Source organism: Shewanella sp. UCD-FRSSP16_17 (assembly GCF_001675935.1).
Lineage (GTDB): Bacteria > Pseudomonadota > Gammaproteobacteria > Enterobacterales > Shewanellaceae > Shewanella > Shewanella japonica.
This window is the reverse complement of the sequence record NZ_LZFV01000002.1, coordinates 545,254-567,991: the sequence shown is the minus strand read 5'-3', so window position 1 is coordinate 567,991 and position 22,738 is coordinate 545,254. Positions and strand designations below refer to the sequence as shown.

Genomic DNA, 22,738 nt, shown 5'->3' with positions numbered 1-22,738 from the left:
TGTCGAATGACTGTTATTTTTATCTATAAATAGCCAATTGTGACTGCCTAAAAATAGACGTTTTTAATTATCGATGAAGGTTAACACAACTAAGATTTTTTGTGGTCTGTTAAGTGAGCTATTTCACACTTTTTTTCAGCTAAATAGTGACGTCAGAGTCATCTTGGTGTTTGTTAAATGAAGCATAGGCATATTCAGCAGTATTAAGATTGCAAAATGTCGTAACATTTTTGGTTCTGACATTATGGTCGTTAAGTGCCATGCTGTGTATAGACATGATGGTAACTCTATGGGGTGAGAATGGCGCTTCCTCTTATTTGGCTCGGTACTGCCGCTATTGGTGCAATCATGCTGGCAGATGATCGCCAGCAGCGAAAAACAATTCAACATGAACGTCGTATGGGGCGCGCGCCCAAAGTGCCTAATGGTAAGTCTGTGAGCCCGTTAACTCCTAGTATTTGGCATCAAGGTGACGCCAAAGTTGATGCCGCCCCTGGGGCTATTGTATGTTGTTTCGTCTTTGGTGTGATTGAGCATACAGGTATTTGGGTGGGGGATGACCATTTAGTTGAATTGCACGGAAGCGGTTTGATTCGAGTGATATCGGCTAAGCGATTTTTACAAGGACGAACCGGTAGTTGTATTTTTCAAGCGTGTAACCATTTACATCAGCCCCTTGTCGCGCCAGAAGCATTGGCTCGAGCAGAGCAAGCCATCTATCAATATCGGGAATATGATTTATTTACAAATAACTGTCATCGATTTGTTTGGTCATGTATTAGCGGTGAAGAAACAGAAGTGAGAAGTTTTGAGCAACTTAATACGCTATTAGCTCAAGCATTTAAACAAGTTGTTTATTGGGATGAAGTGGCATTAAACATGAGGTAAAAAAGCCACAAAAAAGCACAGCCAATGCTGTGCTTTCAAGGTAAATGTTTATCTAATTTGATTACACGCCACGGTGTTTAATTGATAAGCCATGTAAGAAATTACGCAGAATCTGATCGCCACATGTCTTATAGTTCTTGTGGTCAGGGTTACGGAATAACGCCCCTAATTCTGACTTGCCAATAACAAAGTCCGCTAAACCACAAATTTCAATAATATCATCTTCACGAAGCTCTAGTGCAATACGTAATTTTTTGAAAATTAAATTATTAGTGAGGTTTTTAACTGGTGCTGGAACTTCACTACCCGGGCGTAAACCACGCTTTTCGATAATTAGTCCGTCTAAGAACTGACACATAACCTTGTCATTACAGGCTTTGTAGCCTTCTTCCGCTTCTTTTTTTAATAAGCTAATTATTTCATCTGTGCTGACTTCAACATTGGCTTGAGCGAAAATCTTAATCATTTTGGCATTTGAATAATCAAATACAAAACGTAGACGGCGAATAATATCGTTGTTAATCATATAAGTCTCTGGGCGCGGCTGCGCAGTTTTTTAACGGCAAAGTTAGTTTTATCGCCGTTAAATAAAAATCGGACGCGGATTATACCTGAAAAAGGCCAAATAGTTCAGATTATCTGCAATGAGATTGACGTCTTTCATTATAGACAAAAATTTATTGTGGTCACGACGACTGGATGGCGAGTTTCCAGTATATAAATAAGCATGAAAATCCAACGAGATAGACTAAGCCTAACCCAGCGAGTATTTTCATTTTTGTACCGTACCTGTGTTGCTCGGGAAGTGTCTCACTGGTCATCAACCTTAAATTTAGCCAAGCAAAAATGACTGTGGTTAGAAATGCCAATGTCATGACAAATTCAAGTAAAGGCAATAATGCCCCTTTGAAGAACCAAATCAATACTAGCCCCAATGAGGACACCAATAACATGACTCTGGTTAATCTTTTAGTACAATCTTGCTTGTTATTTAACAGCTGCCAACCAATATCTAAGGTGCGACTATAACCATCAATAACGGTCACTGTTGTACTGAAAATACATAAAAAAGCGACTAAACCAATTAAATATCGTGTTTCTTCGCCCATGACATCGCTATATAAATCCACTAACTGACTGGCAAATTTAGCACCAGAACTTGAAAATACTTCGCCGCTTCCATGCATGACTAACGCACCTAATGCGAGGAAAATAATCGCTAAAATTGCAGTGACAACAAAGCCTAAGTTGAAGTCAAATATAGCCTGTTTACTAGAAATAGTTTGGGTCTTTTTCTTTTCAAGTAACCAAAGGGAGTTCCACGCACTGACTTCAATTGGCGCAGGCATCCAACCCATCATTGCCACTAAAAAACCAACATAAGCCCATTGCCATGGGCTCACCGTTTGCTCTGTGACTATCGGGCCTTGATAGTGTTGCCACGCCAGTGCAACTGCCACTAAGGTCGTTAAAGTTAGTGCTAGCATAATGACTTTGGTCAATTTATCGAGGAGTTGATAATGGCCAAGGATTAATAATGCAAGGGAACTGATAAGAACTAAAAATGCCAGGATATCGATGGGTAAAGGAATAAATTGAGTCAACATGGCAGCGGTTAACATACACACCCCGGCTGTACTGGCGATAGCTGCAATGGTATTGAGGCAAGTGAACATCAATAAATAACCACGACCTTGTTTTAAATAGCCGTGAAGTAGGCTTTCGTTTGTCGCTGCGGTATAGCGGGCGCCAGCAGCAAAAAACGGGTATTTAAGCAGATTAACCAGTAAAACCACCCATGCCAATTGCCAGCCAAACTCTGCGCCAGCTCGAGTAGAAGAAACCAAGTGTGACGCGCCGATTGCTGCTGCCGCCATTAAAATTCCAGGGCCTAAACTGGCCAATAATGTCGATGTAGAAAATTGGCTATCGGTTATGGTTTTATTTTTCGGCATGATTTTTCTTTTTAATTAATAGAAATAAAACGTTAATAAATATTAGCTTACGACTATGTCATATTTTCCTTAATTGGAAAAGTAACATTGTGTTTACAAATAGTTTTGAAATTCTTGCGCAACAAATGGAGAGACGCGATTGGGTTTAGTATCTAGTGAAGTAATGCATCATAAAGCATTGTCTACTGGAAAGTTTAACTATAATTGCAAACAAACATGGGAGTGGTTTAGCTCAGTTTGGTTAAGGTCGAACAAGTCATTACAAACGTTGTTTAGTGCTGCTGATTTCATGGGATACGATCAGGCAACTCATTCGGCTATTGGGGCTTTATGGTACGGTAAAGTGACGTATCAGTTTTAACACATTTCAGTTTTAACTTAATGCTCATATGTTAGGGCCAGTTGATCTTTGCTGGTTAAGTTTTGTTCGAAATAAAAGCGTTTTAATTGAGGCGGATGGATTGATGCCTAGTCATCTAAGCAAAATTCATCCAACAAAGAGTAAAACGCTTTTACTCGACCCCTTTGGGCAGCGTTTGTTGGCCATTTTTACTGCGTTATAGACTTTTTATGTAGAATAACTACACCACAAAGTCTCTTCCTTGTATAAATGGTCAACAATTCGCTGCAAAAATAACCTTGAAAGATCAACAGGCCCTAGCTTAAAACTAGAAAATAGTAAGACGAGCCACAGGCTCGTCTTTTACTTTAAGTGGACTATCTGGCACTGTTATTTTGTTTACTATTAATGAAAGCTGATTTTCAATCATTTGTTAAGCGGACCGACAACTCATCATAGGAAGAAAAAACATGAACGTAGAAGTAAACACTGGCATCATCTTATATGGCACGCCCCGAAGTAGAGCGTTGAGAGTATCATGGTTACTGGAAGAGTTAGGTGCTGAATGGGAGTTTAGATTCCTTAATTTTGCCAAAGGTGATAATCGGAGTGAAGCATTTTTAAGCCTTAATCCAAGTGGCAAAATGCCCGTTATTTCGGATGGTGACTTTGTTATGACTGAGTCCGCTGCGATTTTGCAATATCTTGCTGAAAAATATGGCAAAGGTAAATTTTTACCTGAACCCGGCAGTAAACAAGCTGGACTGCACCATCGGTGGGTGAGCTTTGTGATTTGTGAGTTAGAACAGCCGTTATGGAGTATGGGTAAACACCGTTTTGCATTGCCAGAAGAGCAGCGATTAGATGCCATGCTCCCCGTGGCAAAATTTGAATTTGATAAAGCCGCCAACATTGCCGAATTATGGGTGCCAGAGACAGGTTATGTTTGCGGGGATGAATTAACCATTGCGGATATTTTACTGACGCAAACTTTATTGTGGGCAACCGTATTTGAGCAAACGATTCCGCCAAAACTTGCAGCTTATCGCGATAGAGTGAAGCAGCGCCCTGCAATGACATCTGCATTAGAAAAGTCAGAAAAGATTGCTAAAGCTGCGCAAGAAGAGTAGCGATTAACATGAATAAATGACAACAAAAAAGGAAGCAATTGCTTCCTTTTTACATGTAACAGATGGACTAAAGTTGCGTTGCTGCCCATTTAGCTCGACTTTCACGAGACTCGCTCATGCCGCTGTCAGCGCGGTAGCTTTTGTAAGCTTCAACCTCAAGCGGTACGAGGCTCACTTCTACTTCAAGTACAATTTGGCACTCTTTTTTGATGCGCCAAGCGGCAGTATTATAAAGCTCTGTGAAAGGCAGTGAGCTTAAAAACTCAGGATTATACTGAGTATAAATCGCTTGTGTTGGGTAGACCACAAATGCTAAACGGCGTTTAGGCTCAGTTTTAAATAAAGCTTCAATACCGTCAGTGGTATTAAGGACCTGCATTTCAATCGTATCTTCGATTTCAAGCAACTTCTTTTGCGCAACTTCAGGCGCATCGGCTTCACCCGCTTCCCATGCAGTGACAGCATCTGCTGTAGTTTTAGTTAGCTCAGCAATTTGTTCTACGTTCAAGCCCAATGATAAGCGTAAACACTTCATTTCAATTGCGTTTAGGGCGTTTGATTTAGCCATGGTATTTCCTATTTAATCTGTTTTGCAGTCTTAATTTGCAAGGGGAAAGTATTCACTAACAAGTCTCTATTTGCGTTTAAGCCAGATGTCTTGAATCCAATCCCATAACGATTCCCACATGATGTCTGCCATACGTCCGTTGTTGAAAAAACGAATATTGGCTTCTTGGTCGATACAGTAAAAGTTATCCCCTTGCTGGCAGATAGCAATGTATTCTCTTGGCATACCTACAGACCATGCGTAGCTCGTGACTTCTGGTAAGTAAGTGTGCGAGTAAGGGTCTGATGCTGTCACCATTTCAATGGCGCCATAAATTACATCACTGCCAAAAAGCAGGTATTCTTTTAAATCATTTGGTAGTGAAATTAATATCTGTTCTTCCACTTCAACCAGTTGCTCGAAAGTCGGTAATTCAAGTGGTACAGGAACCGTTTCACTTAACTCTTGAAGCATTTCGATGACGTCATTCATCAGTCTTTCCCGTTATCGGCAATAATGGCGGGAGTATAGCTTGATTAACGCTGTTAACCAATTATCTCACTGGCAAAAACGCAAAAAAATGCACCTTAAAGTAAGGTGCGAAAGGAAGGGGGCAAACGTTGAAACTGGAAAATAGTGGCCTTAAGCCGCTTGGGGTTGGTCTCCTATATGAGTTGGGTCAAATTGAGCAAGACTTTGGCGTTTATAGCTAAGCCATGCTTTGTGGTAAAGCTTGTGAGATGACTGACGTAAATGCACAATTTGCATCATTTCGAAGTCATTCAATGGACGGTGCTCGGCTTGAGCAATATCCTCAATTTGTTGAATTTGCTGATATACCTGATGTTCAGGGCCACTTTTGATGTCTGCAATTTTAGCTAAGTGTAATTGCACTTCTACGATCATTTCAGACTCTGGCAGTTTAACCAGCAGGTTTACGTCGCGGTAACCAGATGCTTTTGGCTCAGCAAAGCGGTTTTTAACCTGAACAACTTCAGTGCTTTGGTTAAGGGCGTGATAACTGCGCATCAGGGTGCTGACATCATCTGCAACCAGTGTGGCTCTAGCAATATCGGTAATATAACTCGCATCACCCTCAAATTTACGTTGAATCTTTTGCTGCGCACGTTGATAGGTTTTTATCTCAGGGATTATCACTTGTGTATGGCAAGTTTGGCTGATGTCGTTTAATAAACGGCTAAGTTCATTTTTTGCTAGCGGTGCGCGTTCATACAGTTGGTCTAGGTTATCGGTATATTGTATTGGGGCTGCACCTGCTGTGCTGGCTAAATTAAATAGACTGTCTAAATCATTGACTAGAGCATGACTAACATCATAAATTGGTTTTTCTGCGCTAGTATCAACCGTTACAGCAATAGCATTACGGGTTGTTAGTAATAATAAAAAGATAAAAAAAGTTCGAAAAATTCTATTCATTAGCAATACCACAGACTCGATAACATTGAGTGCATTCAGTAAACGGAGTTAATCATCTAACCCTTTTGAGATATGGGATTACTTTAGCTGGTTGAAGCTGAATCAATGCTGAATATTTTGCCGAGTTTCGGAGGGTTTACGCTTCTTTACAAAGTCAATGTAAATAGTGTGAAGGAGGATTTTCGTAGGGGTCTAATTTCTATTTTCTAGAAAAAGAAAAGGACATCTATAAGATGTCCTTTAGATATTCTGCTATTCCTTTATGAATAACAATTGCTCTATAGCATTACCAAATTTTGACGCGTTTAGCAGGTTCGATATACATTTTATCGCCTTCTTTTACGTCATAAGTGCTGTAAAACTCAGGCATGTTTGACAGTGCACCTAATGCACGGAAATGACCTGGTGAATGGGGATCTGTCGCAACACGGTTACGTAATGCTTCTTCTTTCATTTTTACTCGCCAAATTTGAGTAAAGCCCATGAAGAAACGCTCATCACCTGTTAGACCGTCAATGACAGGTGCTTCTTTGCCATCTAGCGACATTTTGTAAGCTTTATAGGCAATAGTGACACCGGATAAATCCCCAATGTTTTCGCCTAAGGTGAGTTCACCATTCACGTGTAAGTCATCAAATACTTGATAACCGTTGTATTGTGATACTAATGCTTTCCCTTTCGCAGTGAAGGCTTCTAAATCAGATTCTGTCCACCAATCACGCATGTTGCCTTCGCCATCAAACTTAGCACCTTGATCGTCAAAGCCATGACCCATTTCGTGACCAATTACGGCACCAATACCACCGTAGTTAACAGCATCATCAGCTTGCATATTGAAAAATGGCGGTTGTAAGATTGCCGCTGGGAATACAATTTCATTCATGGTTGGGTTGTAGTAAGCATTAACGGTTTGCGGCGTCATGTGCCACTCACCTTTATCAATTGGGCCGCCCAATTTTGCGATATCTTTATTGTGGCTTTCAACGCTTGCACGTTGTGCATTGCCGACTAAATCATCACCTTTAATGGTTAACTTACTGTAGTCTTTCCACTTATCAGGGTAGCCAATTTTAGGATTAAACTTGGCCAGTTTGTCTTTTGCTGCAACTTTTGTATCTGCACTCATCCAATCCAGTGAATCAATACTTGTGCCGTATGCGCCGCGAAGGTTTTCAACTAACTCACTCATGCGCTCTTTAGCTGCAGAGGTGAAGTGACGCTTAACATACACTTTACCAACGACTTCGCCTAAAGTGCCGCTCACGGTATTTACACCGCGCTTCCAACGAGGCTCTTGTTGCTCTTGACCATTTAAGGTTTTAGAGAAAAAGGCAAAGTTTTCGGCGTCAATTTCTTCAGATAAGTTACTTGCTGCGTGGGTTAACACATTCCATGTCATGTAGGTTTTAAGTGTGGCTAAATCAGTTTCACCAATCACGTCACTTAGGCCGCTAACATAGCTTGGTTGGTTGATAATGATATCTTTTTGCTCAGCAACGCCCATAGTGGCTAAGTATTGCTTCCAGTCAATGTTTGGTGCTATTTCAGCTAATTCAGACACCATCATTTTGTTGTATGTTTTGGTACTGTCACGTGTTTCAACCACATCCCAATGCTTTTCTGCAATGGCTGTTTCAAGGGCTAAAATTGATTCAGCTGCCGCTTTACCATTTTCAAGACCTGCTAAATTGAACATTTTCTCAATATGGGCGACGAATTCATTACGGATATTAACGAAGCGCTCTTCGGTATTAAAGTAGTAGTCTTTTTCAGGCAGGCTTAGACCGTATTGCCAAATATGTGTGGCGTAACGAGTTGAATCTTTTGCATCAACATTGATGTAAAACGCAAGCGGAGTGCCGAAACCGTTTACTTGGCTGTAAGCAAAAAAGTTAGTTAAGTCAGCTTTTGAATCAATCGCGGCGATTTTATCAAACTCAGCTTGAATTGGTGTCACACCTAACTTATTTAATGTCTCAACGTCCATAAAGGCACGGTAAAGATCAGCCACTTTTTGCTCATCAGTTCCCGCTTTAAGGGTTGGCATTGCTGCTACTTCTTCAATAATGGCTTTAACGTCTTCACGGGCATTCTCACGTAAATCGTAAAAGGCACCAATATTAGTACGATCACTTGGGATCTCAGCCGTTTTTAACCAGGTTCCGTTTACGTATTCATAAAAGTCATCTTGAGGACGAACTGACTTGTCGATATTTTGAAAATCAATCCCTGAAGTTAACGCCGCTTGAACAGCTTCTGCTGTCGCCGTTTTAGATGTATTTTCAACTTCATTTGTACATGCGCTGAGTCCAGCGATCAAAGAGGCGCAAAGCCCTCCAATAACAAGCTTTTTCATGTTGTTTCCTTTGCATTGTAATAATAAGCCCTTCATGGACTTTGAATGCTGACTTTTCATTTACCCTTTCTGTTTATTGGAGTTAAAAACAAGAAAGTGCAAATAGAAAATCAGTCTTTATAGTTGTGAAGTCCATGTTAAGTGCTCAAAAGGGCAATTAACAAGTGGATTAGCCACTTTTGTTGATAAAATGTGAGCTTTTAGCAGGGAGATATGTAACTAAAAATTACCGCTCAACACAGGTTGTGGAAGATTTGATGTTCATTTATTCATTGAGCCCTCATAATAGTGACCCATTAGACTTGGTAATTGGTTGTAGTAATGCGTTTAGATAAATTTATCTGTGAAAGTACTGAGCTGACTCGCTCATTAGCAAAAAGAGTATTGAAGTCAGGTGAAGTGACCTGTGACGGCGTCGTGATTAAAGATGCCAGCTTTAAAGTGGGCACTGATACTGAGGTTTGCATTGAAGGACGCAAAATCGAGGTTATTGGCGAACGCTACATTATGATGAATAAGCCTGTCGATACGATTTGCTCAACTATTGATGAAGAGTACCAGTCTGTTTTGAGTTTAATGGATATCGAAAAAGTTGAGACGTTACACATTGCTGGGCGTTTGGACGTGGACACAACCGGTCTTGTATTAATTACCAGTGATGGCTTGTGGTCTCACAAGATTACCTCACCTAAAAAAGACTGTGGCAAACGCTACTATGTTGAAGTCGCTGAACCACTGGATGAAGCGTTAATTGAGACTTTTGCTGAAGGTGTCCAATTACGAAATGAAGATGGCCTAACTAAACCAGCGATACTTGACATTATTGATGCTACTCATGCCAGACTAACCATAAGTGAAGGTAAGTATCACCAAGTGAAACGTATGTTTGCAGCTGTGGGCAATAAGGTGATTAATCTGCATCGTGAAGCCATAGGTAAAATTGAAATGGAAGATGACCTGTTAGAAGGTGAGTGGCGTTACCTTACTGATGATGAAGTGAAATCTGTTTAATCTACGTTGATTTGTTTGAACAGGTTCCGCTAATTTAATCACGAACATAAAAAAGGGCCTTCTTTAAAGAAGGCCCAAACACTAGTTTTGGAACGCTATTTTAGTGTAGTTTACGGCGACGTGCTGCGCCTAATAAACCGACTAAAATCAGACTAAAGATCCCCATGCTACCGCCAGAATCAGACTTAGTAGCATCATCCGGTGCGACTTCCGAAGGTGGTGGAGTTGGGTCTACACCATCAGAATTAACCATTAACATGAAGCTAGTACTGGCTTGATCATGTTGGTTTGCTGAATCCATAACGGTCACTGTTATTTCAGTTTCGCCATGCCAATCAGTATCTGGAGTGATATTAAAGCTCATTCCGTCTACTTCAATAGAAACATTTTCTCCCGATGCCATCATCGCAACCGCACGATTTTCACTGTGCATGTATTCAACAGTCAATCCTTCCATAACTTCATTTTCAGCCATTTCGTGATTAGCGATATTAAACACTGTGATATTGCTATTCACAGGCACTGATAGAGTACGAACAACAGTGTTGGCATTGGTTAAGTCAGAGGTTAATGTCACTTCATTGTCACTGCCTACAGCAGCGGTATTGACCATTGCTGAAAAACGAGTCACAAGACGAGTGCTTTCAGGACCTTGATAGTTAGCACAAATGACCATGTCACTTGTTAACTTTTCAGGTTCATTAATTGCGAATTCGTCAAAGTTATAACCGTTCACTGGGTAATAGAAGCCACGAACACCTTCATAACCTTTTAAGCCAACAGTATGCTCGCCTTTATCTTGGTTCATTTCCTTATAGGCGAACATGATTTCATAGGTATTAGGTGTGAAATCAATGTTTGAAGAAGCTAGCATCGTAAAGTCGTAATGCGTGCTGTAATCGACTTCATTACCCCAGGCACCAGCGATTGAAGCGTACATTCTCTTCCATTGAATCGCTAGATACTGCCCTTGATTTAATGCAGCAGCATAAACGCCATATTCATATGGAAGGAAAGTCCCGAAATCAATACCACTTTCATTAATTGATACACCATCTCTTAACCAAAATGGAGCAATCATTAAATCTCGAGCACCATCATATTTCAATGATTCACCAGCGTAAGAAAATAATGCATGTGCATCAAATCTCATCAGACCATCGCCTTGAATCGTGATGATATTGTCAGTGTCTTTCGCCTCAACACCATATAATGGGATATGTGGGAAATAATTGTCGTATCCAATAAAGTCAGGGATTTCGAACATTTGATCCCAAGCATTACTAAAGCCTGGTAACTGCTGTACACCTATGCTGGGTAAGTCGAGGAAGTGCGTTGCATCTGTGAATGGTAGACGACACATTTCATCTTCAAGACTTGTAGTGAATTCATAGCGACGCTCAGAATCTCTTGAAGAAGCTTGAATACCGCTAATGTTAATGACATTAGCCTCAGCTGTCGTATCGAGAGTTTCAAAGAACTCATTACCACGTAGCGAGCCTTCAACTAAAGTCATCCCTTCAGGTATTGCAACATTGAGGCTTAATTCACGCTCTAAACCATTTAAGTTAGCATCGTGGATAATCTCAAAATCGACAACATCGCCAATTCTTGCACCTGTATGGCTGCTATTTAATACCACTTCATCTGTTGTACGAGTTAGACGTAATGGCAACATGCCGATATCGTCAATGTTCGCAGAGTCAGTACCTAATTCGATAACACCATGATATATCTCACCTTCAACTGCATCAGGCATATTCCAATTAAGTGATAAGTTAACTGGGTCAAAACCATTACTTTCAACACTTTCAACGACCATTTCTGAGCTCACTTCATCACTAATCGTAACAACGTTAGTGACAATGCGGTCAGCTCTATTGTAAGGGTCAAACCAACCTGTTCCCCATTTCATATTGGAGACGAGATACCAATATTGACCTGGTTCTGGATTATTAATCGCACAATAATCTTGCTGTCTCCAGTCTGAGATACAGATCGTTTCGTCAGCCCATTGGATTTTACCATCGTTGTTGATATCACGACCTAAGTCTATTCGAGAAGCATATCTAATCTCATGATCCTCTTCTGATATTTCGACAACCAAACGTTTTGTACCTTCAGGCACATTAAACATGCGGTAACCAATTTGAGAATCTGCCGTTGGTAGCGAATCTTCAATCTCCCATGGCCACTGCTCATTCATTTTTAGCTCGTACTCTTTTTGCTCACCCGTCGCCATACCATACACGGTGATAGCGGTTGAAGATGATGCAGGTAAGATCATCTCAGGCGTTAACATTGAGCCTTGCTCGCGTCCAAACTCAGCATGGATATTTACTGGAATATCTGCTTTTTTGTAAGTGGTAATAACAGGAATAGTTTGTACAGGTTTGCTGCTATCAGTAGGTGTTAGGGCTAATTTACCATAGAAAGTATAGCCATCAGTATTACCTGGCCCCATAGGGGAATCAGACTGAAAATCTACATCAGGAAGTTTAGCTGTCAGCATGATTCTCTGGGTTTCACCGGCTTGAAGTGAGAAATTTGCTGGCGTCACGGTTAAATCAAGTAACGATGCACCTGTATAACCCATTTCTTCGGCAGTCACATTCCAGCTACCGTCTTCAGTCGCTGTTACTGTACGGAACCAGCTGCAGCTTCCTTTACATTCGCGGTTAACAATATAAGGCGTGTTAAGCGATGTAACATCACCACCGGCCATTGGGTTAGCATTGGTGTAGTTTTCAATGGTTTCATCTAACACTAATGAAGCATTGATTGCAGCTGCGACATTAATGACACCAGCGCCACCTTGATCGTAACTAAATTCAGCTTCAGTTGCCGTAGTGGTCAATGCTGATTGTATTTCAGCAGGGGTCCAGTCAGGGTGTGCATTTTTGATCAATGCCATTGCACCTGCAACATGCGGTGAAGCCATTGAAGTACCACTGATTGCAGCCCAGTTCATGCCAAAACCATCTAATGTAAATAGACGGTCATTTGCATAAGCTGCAAACACATCAACACCTGGCGCTGCAACGGTTGGAGCCATCACATTCGGGTTAGTTGTGCTTGGACCTCTAGATGAGAAGTCTGCTAGTAAATCACTTTCACCCATTTCAGTGAATAGAGATGCATCACTTAAACTTGCACGGTGTCCAGTACCTGAAGATAGCCAAGTGACAACTTTTTCACCATCATAAGCAGCAATATGTGCCGTAGGTACAGAATAATAATCTTCTACCTTAACGACTGAATAATCAGGGTATTCCCAGTCTTGTTGAATATTATAAAGGATCATACCGCCAGCACCGCCAGCGAGGATATTATCAGCTTTGGCTGCACGGGCTTGATCGCTGCGTTGACAGACGACAATAGGCATTTCTGTTAAGGCACTACCATCTGGATATGCGGTAAAAGTATTTGCAGCAAAAGGAGTATCACAGCTAGCATTTTCGCTATTGTAATCAGCAGCTAATACAACTGGTCCGGTGTAAGCTCCTGTAATTGAAGCTGCACTCATTGGTCCCCAAGGGCTAGGGCTTTCTTCACCACCTTCAAAGGCATCAATGGTTTTAGGATTTGACGTAATAACACGACCATGGGTAGATGCTGCTACGCTTGTGACCCAAGGTGATACATGATCCATCCAGTACTCGCCGGCATTACCAGCAGAAGCGGCAATTGATATTCCCGCTTCACGTGCAGCAAGAAATGCAAGCTCAGTTGGTGCCGTCCACGGGAATTGCTCTGAACCACCAATAGAGTAGTTGATGACATCAACACCATCGGCAATGGCATCATCAATGGCTTTCAGAGTCGTTTCTTGGGGACAACCTGCATAAGGGTCGCCTTGACCACCTGCCCAACAAACCTGATAAGAGATAATATTTGCATGGGGGGCTACGCCTGATACTCGTGGGAATACAAGCTCAGTGTCACGACCTGTGATCTCATCTCCGTAACCTGCTTCTGAGACTTGATAAGCGACATCAAATAGCACGTTACCCGCAACGGTTGAAGCAGTATGTGAGCCATGACCGTTATAATCTTCACCATTTGCTGGACGTGCTCTGTCCCAGCTTCCCCACCAACCTTCACCTTTGAATGCTGGGTCACCATATGTATCAGTAATTTCAGCATATGAACGAATACCGATTAACTTGTCATTACACATGTCAGCAAATTCGGATAATTCACAATCACCCACGTAATTACCACTACCTAACGGGTTAACGATAGCTACGCCGTCATCGCCCATAGCGGTGAATGAAGGGTGGTTTGAGTTAATGCCGGTATCTAGAATCCCGACTTTAATACCTGCACCGGTAAATTCAGTTCCACCAGTCACGCTACCATTCCAGATTTGATCTGCGCCAATGTGTTGAGGGCCAACATCAGTATGTAGCTCTAATACGACAGAACGTGTAACAGCTTGAACGCCACTTAACGCTGCAACTTTAGCGGCTTGGGCTTGTGTTAGTTGCATACTCATACCGTTAAAGGCATATAAGTATGATTGACGGATATCTGCAGCTACACCAATTTTGCTACTGATTTCAGATTGAATACTTGCTTGTTGAGTTTGTAGATAATTGACATAGCTTTTACTAGCAGACGATTGGACATTGATTTTAGCTTTTGTTTGTTTGCCAAATTGCTGCGGTGAAATTGCTGGGGCTGTAGCTGAGTATCCTGCAATACTGCCATCATAGGTTGCGACAGGTTGCTCAGCGAGTTGGATAATATAGGTGTGCTCTCCAGCTGCTAGATCAGGCTCTATATGAAAAGGGGTCTTTACATTAGAGTTGGTTACACGGTGCTGGTTTGGGCCAGTCGTTAAACCTGGGCGATTTAATATCTTAGTTTGAATCTCTTGCATTTGTTGATATTCCTCATTGGAAATATCAACAGGCTTAATATCTATGCCTTGAAGTGATAATGGCCCCGCATGCTGAGGGGGAGTGGCAACGGCGCCAGCCCCTGCTGCATATATTGCAGCCATCGTCATTAGACTTATTTTTTTTAGTTTCATGAAACCTTCCCTATTATTGTTGTTTGAACAGGTCAAGCACAATCCTGTCCCAACCTTTTTATCGATATGGTGAGCCGACTTCCAATATCTTTGGGCTATGCATAAATGCTCAAAAGGAATGCATAATTGGTGAAATGCATCGTTCAAAATAGGGTTAATTAAATGTTATTTGTTTGTTAATTATTTTAACTGCATGTTTTTAAAGATATAAAAGTTGCCGTAAAAATAAGATGTTATTGGGATACACTTTGCAGTTTGTTGTTGCAATTGCATCTTAAGTGTAGATTTTGATACAAATGGTCACAGCTTGATGTGGGTTTCTCGATTGATTAGTTATTTGCTTTTGATAAGGTCATTGTTACTAAGGTAACACTAATATTGATGCCTAAATTGCATCATGTGAAGCGGAGTAACAAATATATGGAGCTGAGGCATATTAAGCATTTTGTATTGCTTGCTGAAGTAAAACACTTTAATAAAGCGGCTGAAATACTCAATATCACTCAACCTTCTTTATCAAAAAGCATTAAACGTTTGGAGCTTCTGATTGGTGGACAGTTACTTAACCGAGACTCCAAATCGGTATCGGTAACGGCATTAGGGCAAGTGTTACTCAAACATGGCCAGAAAATTTTAAAAGAATTCGAAGAAATGGAACAAGAGGTAACCTTGTTTCAAGGGTTTGATGATAAAGAACTACGAGTAGGTGCCAGTCCAATCCCCTCAAACAGCCTTGTTGGACCAATTGTCGGTCAATTTTTACGTCATTATGCAGATATGAGCGTTGAGTTAAAGGTCGCCCCATGGGAAGACTTATATCAACAGTTGATATATGGCGATATTGATTTTTTTGTTTCTGAAACCAAGGTCACTGAACTCGAAAAAAGTGAGTTGTTAAAGGTCACCGAATTACCGCCATTTAAAGTGATTTTTTGCTGTCGTCCCGAGCATCCATTAACGCAACTACAACGGTTATTTTTGCCTTCATTTAGAGATTATCCATTAGCTATCCCGCGTCATATGCCGCAATCTATTGCCGATGCGTTTGAGGACTTGTTTAAGCAACAACGGGAAGACTTTTCGGGTATGGTGCGTTTCGATCAATTTCATCCCATTAAAGAGTCCATCATTAATGGTGATTTAGTTGCGTTAACTCCTGAGATTTCGGTAAGAAGCCAGCTTGAAAAAGGCGTTCTGGTTGAATTGTCACCCTATGTCATGCCACTGATTTATGCAAGATTTAGCGTGGTGTCGTTAAAGGAAAAGTCTCACTCTAATGCCGCAGAGGGTTTTATTGATTTTCTGGTTAAGCGAGCCGAGGATGTTAGGCTTACTCCGGTAGATAATGAGCTTGAGCAAGAGGCGGCGTTAGGTTAGAGATTGCTTTAGGTTTTTGCTCAATCAATCATAATAATAAAAATCATAACTGATTTTAGTAACAATAAAGCCCTTAGTAAATTTGGATACGAAGGGCTTTAAATCTAATACATCTTATAATTAGCTGGATTATTTCTCTAAGCTGACTTTGCCACTCACAGTGCTTGCGTTAAAGCTGCCATCACCTTGCTGAGTTTTAAATTGAATTGACTCTCTTGAGGTGTATTTTGTTTTCATTGGTTTATCACTTGTTAGGCGGTTATCAATTCTCCCACCTGGGCCGCCATCAATTTCAAACGATAAGTTTGGCATCGCTGAAAATTTCACATCGATATCACCACTCACGGTATCGAATACGACTTTGCTAACAGCGTCACTGAGTTTGACTTCAATATCACCACTCACTGTAACAATTTTGACTTTTTGCGCTGAGGTAAAGCTACCTTCAATATCGCCAGAGACTTGGTCAATTGCTAAATCTGTTACACGGTTATTTTCAGATTCAAGCTCGCCACTGACTAAGCGATATTGCACTTTGCCTTGGATATTTTTATCTTTAATGTCACCTGATACTGTTTCTAGTTCAATTTCACCGTTGAGCTCGTCTGCTTTAATGTCGCCAGAGACAGTATTTAGTTTGATTTCACCTTCAGTTTCTTCAACTTCCATGCTGCCGCTGACCAAAGATAACTGAATTTTTCCGCTGAGCTTTTCTACTTCGTAATCAGCAGATACACCTTCTGCTTCAAGCATTAAATTGGTTGGAATTCGAATAACAAGATTTGAACCTTGTTTATTATTACCTCGATAACTGCTTGGTAATTTATCTTCAATGACAATCTCATTACCTTTCTGCTCGAAGATAAAACCTTGTGAGAGTTCATCTAAATGGCCTTTAACACTGATGATATCTTTATCCCAGCCCACAATCTCGACTTTACCACGTTGCACTTTTAGCTCTACTTGAGGATTCGCTGACACGGTCATTTCACGGTCAATTTGCTCAATTGCTTGGGCCATCAACGGAGTGAGCAGCACACTGCAACCGATTACAATACGGCTAAATAGGTGATTAAGTTTGGTGTTCATATTACATTTCCTTGCGTTGATGGAGTCGAATTCGTTGGTGTGCGTTGCTGTTGTTGCAACAATTCAATTTCTCTTTTCATTACCCATAACCATAAGTCCCAGACTTGTTTGTTATTGGGATCATTTTTTAATGCTTGTTGGATTTCTTTTGATGCACGTTGAAGCTCAGTAAACCCTTTATTAAATGGGTTAATTTGATTATCAAGCTGCATACCAACAGTGAATTTATTGTCTTCAAATGAGGCCAATTGTTGCTGATGAGTCGTTGCAATTTGATCTACCAAGGCAATTAAGTCTTCAGTCGATTGATTTGATAAAGCGTTATCAACCGTGATTGTTTCTTGTTCAGAAGTCATATTTGGCGTAGATAACAGCCAACCTAGTACCATCACAAAAGCGAGGCTTGCAGCGATAGCCAGTGTTTTCCATTGCTGCTGATCCGAGGAAGATTTATGAGTTGTTTTGCCACTGATTTGATCATCAATGCCTTGCCAAAGATCTACGCGTGGATTGATCTCAGTCGGTAAGCTTGTGAGCAACTCATCAAGCTGTTTTTCTGCTTTGGTTTGTTGTGGAGATAAATTCTTCATACCAGCATATCCTGTAACATTTGCTTTGCTCTGTGGTACTGCGCTTTGCTGGTTCCCACGGCAATATTCAACATCTCTGCTATTTCCTGGTGTTGATACCCTTCAATTGCGGATAACACAAACACCACTCTGGTTCGTTCAGGTAAGGTCAGTATTAATTTGTCTAACCTATGGTATTCATAATGGGTGCTGGTTTGCTGTTCAGCATGTTCAGTTAAGTTGCTTTCGGGTAAAAAACGATGCCAAAAACGTTGCTTAGCTTTCATGCTGTTAATGGCTTGATGCACACACAATTTATGTAACCAAGTGCTGAATTGGCTTTCACCATTAAACTGTCCTAATTTTTGCCACAGTCTGACAAAACAATCCTGACAAATTTCATCTGCATGATCGTGACTGCCACTCAAACGAAAACAAATTGCATACACTCGTCCTTGATGACGTTGATAAAGTTGCTTAAAAGCAATTTTATTCCCATCAAATGCCTGCGCCACTAACTGTTCGTCGGGTGTATTCCCGTCGATAGCAGCATTCACTTCATTCGCATTTGCTTGAAGCGTTGGTGCAATGTCAGTGATGTTATTGGTATTCAAGTTCACCGTTTTATCCGTTTGGGTGTGAGTTACTAGATTAGACATTAGCAAGTTAGCAAAAGGTTTACTGCACAATAAAATAAATTAAGTTCGTGCTATTTGAGCCGATAAATATTTATAGCGATGTTGGCTAATGTAGTTATCGCTTAATTTGATTGGGAAAATTTAGTTTGTGCAAACATTGTCTAAAGAGCAAATGTGCATCTATATTTTTAATGTACCTTAAGGTTATTAGGGATTTATATGTTAATTCGTACCAAGTTAATATTGAGCGTAGTGGTGTCTTTAGTGGCTTTTACCGCAATGTTTGGCTTACAACTTTATACTAGCGAAGTGAAGTCTCGATTAGCCAGCGCAGCTAATAATGTGACCGAAATTGAGCGAGAAGTATTAAACCTGAGAGTGATTGAAAAAGATTTTTTTGCCCGTTTAGATACTAAATACATTCAAGATCACGATGATATCTACAACGACATCAATAACATCATTGCTGAACTTGATCAGACTTTAATTGAACGTGGCTTACCTACCCAAAGCCTGTCTAGTTTTAATCAGAGTTTACGAACATATAAAGGGCTGTTTGCTGAATTGGTGACATTACAAACTGAGATAGGCTTAACACCAAAAACGGGTTTGTATGGCGACTTAAGACAATCTGTCCATAATGTTGAAACCATATTAAAACAGCAAAATCAAAATCTATTGTCGGTCACTATGCTGCAGCTTCGTCGAAATGAAAAAGACTTTATGCTCAGACGCACTCAAAGTTATTTAGATAGGTTTGATAAAAATATTAGCTTGTTTAAAACACAATTAAACGCATCCACATTAGATTATCAAACAAAAAAGCAAATTACTGAATTGGTGAATGCTTATCAACGCAGTTTTGTACAACTGACAGATAAAGAAAAAGAGTTTGGCTTAAGTGCTTACGATGGCGACATGTTGATATTGCGAGAAGCGATTAAGAAAACCGCGATTGATTTATCTACGCTTCAACAGCAAACTCACCAAGAAATTAGCCAAGCTGAAAATAATGCACTCATGTTAGGCGCCACTATTTTTGTGTTAATCACCCTCATTTTATGCGTATTTGCCTACCTGATTTTACGCAGTATTGTGGTGCCGATTAATGACATTAATAAAGTGATATCCGAGGTTGAGAAAAATAAAGATCTTACTTTGCGTTGTGATGAAACCAGAAATGATGAACTCGCCAGAATTGCAAAACACTTTAACGCCATGGTGCTCAGTTTTCAGACCTTAATTGAACAAGTTAATGAGTCTGTCGAAGCAATGAATATTTCCTGTGAAGAGCTGACTCAAAATGCCGTGGTGGCTTCTGATGGCGTATCAAGGCAACTCAGCGAAACCGATATGGTTGCTACAGCGATTACTGAGATGGGCGCAACGATTGAAGAAATTGCCAGCAATACTGAACAAGCAGCGCTAAAGGCTAACGAAACCAATGAACATGCACAACAAGGGTTAGTGAGTGTTGAGCAAACCATTGAAAAAATTCAAACCTTGGCAAGTCAACTTAGTGACTCGTCTGAAGTGGTCGGTGAATTAGAGCGAGACAGTGAAACGATTGGTAGTGTGCTTGATGTGATCAGAGGGATTGCAGAACAAACTAACTTACTGGCATTGAACGCAGCCATTGAAGCTGCAAGGGCGGGGGAGCAAGGGCGAGGCTTTGCTGTTGTAGCTGATGAAGTCCGAAGTTTAGCCATGCGTACGCAAGAGTCCACCGAGGAAATTTCAAAAATTATTACCACACTACAGTCCCGTACACATTCGATTGTGCAGTTAATGGACGCTAGTCAGCAAAAAGGAACAGACAGTGTTGAGCAAGCGGGTGGTGCTGGGCAGTTATTGCATTCTATTACTCAAGATGTACAAACTATTTCAGATATGAGTACACAAATTGCTACCGCCATTGAAGAGCAAAGTATGGTGGCTGCAGAGGTGAATAAGAATGTGGTGATTATCCGTGATATTGCCGATGAAACAGCCAATGCAACCGAAGAAAACTCTGCAGCAACTCAAGATGTCAGGCAACGAGCAGAGGCGCTGCATGAGGCGGTTAGTCTATTTAAAGTGGGCTAGGTTTGTTACTTAAAGCATGTACTATAAAACAGCTAACTCAATAACCTAAGAAGTCATACAGAGTATGCTATTTCAGTTTCTGTATGACTTCTGATTTTTTCATTTAAGCGAGATTAATGTCTTAGCGAGATTAATATCCAAGCCTAGCTTTACTCTAGTGTTGCGAGATCAATATATTGATCAATTCGCTTTGGCGTAAACTGCTTGCTTTCACCATTTGACCAACTGATCGTCACCATATCAACGCTTTTACTATCACCTAGGCCAAATAATAAGTCACTGTTATAGGTCGCAGCATAAGCTGATGCTGTGTCACCGACAGTGCGGGTTTGAATTCGTCCACATGCCGATACTATGGCTTCAGCTCCAAAGATATCAGCCTGCTTTGAAGGTGATGTAGTGACTTTTATGCCTAAAAAGTGATTATTAGTTTGGCTATTGGTATGGTTTTCAAATAGGTGCCATTTGCCACGTTCGTTGGCAATAATTAAATCTGCATCGCCATCTCGGTCATAATCTATGACTTCCGCTCCAGCGCCTGTGGCACCAATATCTGTTGAAATGACGCCGTGGTTACTCGCTAAACTGAACGATTTTCCTTGATCATTTAAGTATAAATACTGGGTGATTTCTTTTGCCATATTACCGTAACGCATGAAAAATAAATCAGTCCAGCCATCATTATTAAAGTCGGCTGCTAAAGCACTGGTGGTTTGCTCATTGATATTAATCCTCATTGATTGAGTGACATCAACAAAGCGTCCATTACGATTTTCCAATAATTTAGCCGGTAAAGGAGGATTTAACGTTGGACTTGGCGTTGAAGTCACATTGTTAATAACTCCAGCGGTTGCTGATTGTGTTTGACTACAAACCCGCCATTTATTATCACCGACATAGCCAATATAAAGCCCTGGTTTTGAACCTTCGGGTAAGGACTTCATTTTAGCCCCTTTGACACAGAGTCCTTCTGGCCAGCCTTGAGATGCTTCTTGGGTTAATTCAATGCGGTTATTACCGCTTCTATTCCAGCTTTGACCAGTTTTTACTGCTTGAGCTTTGACGTCCAGTAATCGCTTGTCTTTGCCTACAAATACATCATAGTGTGGGTAGGCCATTTGTAAATTTTCAAGTTTAAATGGCCCAGCTATCGTGAGGTCTTCTAGCTGAGAAGGTTGAAAGCGTGCAAAAAATGCGAATCTTTTGGTTTCAGGATCATAATAGGTTTCATGTTGAAACTGATGTTCTGAACGACTGATAACCCAGTCATAATCGCCATCACCATCAAAGTCTATTTGTGATATTGAACTGGCATGGCTTATCTTTTGTAATTCACCTAACGCTTCGTCTGTGGCATCTGTAAAGCTATAACCTTCACCCCCTTTGGCAAGCACAATATTTTTTCCGCCATATACAACAATATCTGATTCTCCATCTTGGTTGAAATCGGTTATTGACGATCGGTAACTTAAACGGTCACCAAAAGGAAGGTGGGCGTTAAAGGTAAATTGACCTGCACCCTTGTTGCTATAAAAATGGTTAGCGCCCGTTTTAAATTGTTCTGGCGTTGCAAATCCGGTTAAAAATAAATCTAAATTACCGTCGTTATTTGCATCTAATACTTTTACTGAGCGGCCACGGCCTTTTTCAAAGTGACTAAGCTGCTCGCCACCAGTAATTTCACGATCTCGGGTAATTTCATAATGTCTTGGTTTTCTCGGATTGCTGCCATTTCCTCCCCCTTGAGCGATAATCACTTCCACTAAACCGTCTTTATCAAAGTCAGCAATTGCAGTACCGTGCATATCTCCCTGAACTAACTCAGTAGGCGGGGAAAAATATCCACCTTCATTCCAATAGATGAAAACCTTATAGGCATGTTCAGTTAACAGAAGATCTTGAAAACCGTTGCCATCTAAATCTCCCACAATAGCACCATCCCATTTACGTCTAGCACGTTCCTCTGCGGGTAGAACACCATGAGTTTCGCTAAATAAGGTATCGACTTTATTGTCTTTTGAAGGGGTTGAATTTTCGCTTGCACATGCTGTTAATTGACTTGCAGTGAGCAGTAGGATTAGCTGAGCGAGATTGATTGGCTTAGTGAAAGAGGGCATTATCATTACCATTGTTAATCATCATATGTTTGTTAATGTAACATGTTTTGTAGGGTTAACATATCAGTAACGTTTAAAGTTAACTTTAAAACCGAATGTAAAAGCGAGTAGAAACAGCAGTCAGTTTTTATTGTTATAGCGGTGTAGGCTTGATTTGAACT

Annotated in this window: 17 protein-coding genes; 5 read left to right on the top strand and 12 right to left on the bottom strand. The window is 40.7% G+C overall.

The genetic code is table 11. From position 1 onward, the window contains the following. Positions 1 to 139 precede the first annotated feature (139 nt). Positions 140 to 277, bottom strand: coding sequence for a hypothetical protein (locus tag A9267_RS21750; RefSeq protein ID WP_156669117.1), 138 nt, complete (start codon positions 275 to 277; stop codon positions 140 to 142). A gap of 23 nt (positions 278 to 300) precedes the next feature. On the opposite strand from A9267_RS21750, the gene A9267_RS07300 reads away from it, so the two are divergent. Then, positions 301 to 888, top strand: coding sequence for a lecithin retinol acyltransferase family protein (locus tag A9267_RS07300; protein ID WP_065108735.1), 588 nt, complete (start codon positions 301 to 303; stop codon positions 886 to 888). A 61-nt stretch (positions 889 to 949) separates the two neighbouring features. Here A9267_RS07300 and A9267_RS07295 read toward each other — a convergent pair whose 3' ends face one another. Continuing rightward, on the bottom strand, positions 950 to 1,414 hold the full coding sequence (locus A9267_RS07295; RefSeq protein ID WP_055026258.1) for a DUF1456 family protein: 465 nt from the start codon (positions 1,412 to 1,414) through the stop codon (positions 950 to 952). A 160-nt stretch (positions 1,415 to 1,574) separates the two neighbouring features. Next, on the bottom strand, positions 1,575 to 2,843 hold the full coding sequence (locus A9267_RS07290; protein ID WP_065108734.1) for an NRAMP family divalent metal transporter: 1,269 nt from the start codon (positions 2,841 to 2,843) through the stop codon (positions 1,575 to 1,577). 810 nt (positions 2,844 to 3,653) lie between these two features. Between A9267_RS07290 and A9267_RS07280 the strand changes: the two genes are divergently transcribed. After that, on the top strand, positions 3,654 to 4,313 hold the full coding sequence (locus A9267_RS07280) for a glutathione S-transferase family protein (RefSeq protein ID WP_065108732.1): 660 nt from the start codon (positions 3,654 to 3,656) through the stop codon (positions 4,311 to 4,313). A gap of 67 nt (positions 4,314 to 4,380) precedes the next feature. Here the strand turns inward: A9267_RS07280 and A9267_RS07275 are convergent, their stop codons facing one another. The 4 genes from A9267_RS07275 to A9267_RS07260 form a co-directional block, all read right to left on the bottom strand. Further along, positions 4,381 to 4,881 carry a DUF4447 family protein gene (locus A9267_RS07275; RefSeq protein ID WP_055026255.1) on the bottom strand — a complete coding sequence of 167 codons (501 nt, stop codon included), beginning with the start codon at positions 4,879 to 4,881 and terminating at the stop codon, positions 4,381 to 4,383. 66 nt (positions 4,882 to 4,947) lie between these two features. Beyond that, positions 4,948 to 5,352 (bottom strand): SMI1/KNR4 family protein, encoded by a 405-nt coding sequence (locus A9267_RS07270; RefSeq protein ID WP_065108731.1) that lies wholly within the window; start codon positions 5,350 to 5,352, stop codon positions 4,948 to 4,950. 150 nt (positions 5,353 to 5,502) lie between these two features. Beyond that, positions 5,503 to 6,297, bottom strand: a complete 795-nt coding sequence (locus tag A9267_RS07265; protein WP_065108730.1) for a RelA/SpoT domain-containing protein — start codon at positions 6,295 to 6,297, stop codon at positions 5,503 to 5,505. Positions 6,298 to 6,583: 286 nt separating this feature from the next. After that, the gene (locus tag A9267_RS07260) at positions 6,584 to 8,653 is read right to left on the bottom strand and encodes a M13 family metallopeptidase (protein ID WP_065108729.1); all 2,070 of its coding nucleotides are present in this window, start codon (positions 8,651 to 8,653) and stop codon (positions 6,584 to 6,586) included. 321 nt (positions 8,654 to 8,974) lie between these two features. Between A9267_RS07260 and rsuA the strand changes: the two genes are divergently transcribed. Continuing rightward, a complete protein-coding gene (gene rsuA / locus A9267_RS07255; RefSeq protein ID WP_065108728.1) occupies positions 8,975 to 9,664 on the top strand; it encodes a 16S rRNA pseudouridine(516) synthase RsuA in 690 nt (229 codons plus the stop codon). A 100-nt stretch (positions 9,665 to 9,764) separates the two neighbouring features. Here the strand turns inward: rsuA and A9267_RS22165 are convergent, their stop codons facing one another. Then, the gene (locus A9267_RS22165; protein ID WP_065108727.1) at positions 9,765 to 14,702 is read right to left on the bottom strand and encodes a S8 family serine peptidase; all 4,938 of its coding nucleotides are present in this window, start codon (positions 14,700 to 14,702) and stop codon (positions 9,765 to 9,767) included. A 420-nt stretch (positions 14,703 to 15,122) separates the two neighbouring features. Here A9267_RS22165 and A9267_RS07245 point away from each other — a divergent pair, with 420 nt between their 5' ends. Beyond that, complete coding sequence (locus tag A9267_RS07245; protein WP_065108726.1) at positions 15,123 to 16,079, top strand: LysR family transcriptional regulator; 957 nt, start codon at positions 15,123 to 15,125, stop codon at positions 16,077 to 16,079. 129 nt (positions 16,080 to 16,208) lie between these two features. Here the strand turns inward: A9267_RS07245 and A9267_RS07240 are convergent, their stop codons facing one another. From A9267_RS07240 to A9267_RS07230, 3 genes are read right to left on the bottom strand one after another with little or no spacing between them, the layout of a single operon-like run. Beyond that, positions 16,209 to 17,168 carry a DUF4097 family beta strand repeat-containing protein gene (locus tag A9267_RS07240; protein ID WP_065108725.1) on the bottom strand — a complete coding sequence of 320 codons (960 nt, stop codon included), beginning with the start codon at positions 17,166 to 17,168 and terminating at the stop codon, positions 16,209 to 16,211. Next, the gene (locus A9267_RS07235) at positions 17,165 to 17,758 is read right to left on the bottom strand and encodes a hypothetical protein (RefSeq protein WP_065108724.1); all 594 of its coding nucleotides are present in this window, start codon (positions 17,756 to 17,758) and stop codon (positions 17,165 to 17,167) included. The genes A9267_RS07240 and A9267_RS07235 overlap by 4 nt, the downstream gene beginning before the upstream one ends. Next, positions 17,755 to 18,396, bottom strand: a complete 642-nt coding sequence (locus A9267_RS07230; protein ID WP_082972249.1) for an RNA polymerase sigma factor — start codon at positions 18,394 to 18,396, stop codon at positions 17,755 to 17,757. Before A9267_RS07230 ends, A9267_RS07235 begins: the two co-directional genes overlap by 4 nt. Before the next feature lie 198 nt (positions 18,397 to 18,594). Here A9267_RS07230 and A9267_RS07225 point away from each other — a divergent pair, with 198 nt between their 5' ends. Further along, complete coding sequence (locus A9267_RS07225; protein WP_065108723.1) at positions 18,595 to 20,460, top strand: methyl-accepting chemotaxis protein; 1,866 nt, start codon at positions 18,595 to 18,597, stop codon at positions 20,458 to 20,460. 149 nt (positions 20,461 to 20,609) lie between these two features. Here the strand turns inward: A9267_RS07225 and A9267_RS07220 are convergent, their stop codons facing one another. After that, positions 20,610 to 22,577, bottom strand: a complete 1,968-nt coding sequence (locus A9267_RS07220; protein ID WP_065108722.1) for a CRTAC1 family protein — start codon at positions 22,575 to 22,577, stop codon at positions 20,610 to 20,612. Positions 22,578 to 22,738 lie beyond the last annotated feature (161 nt).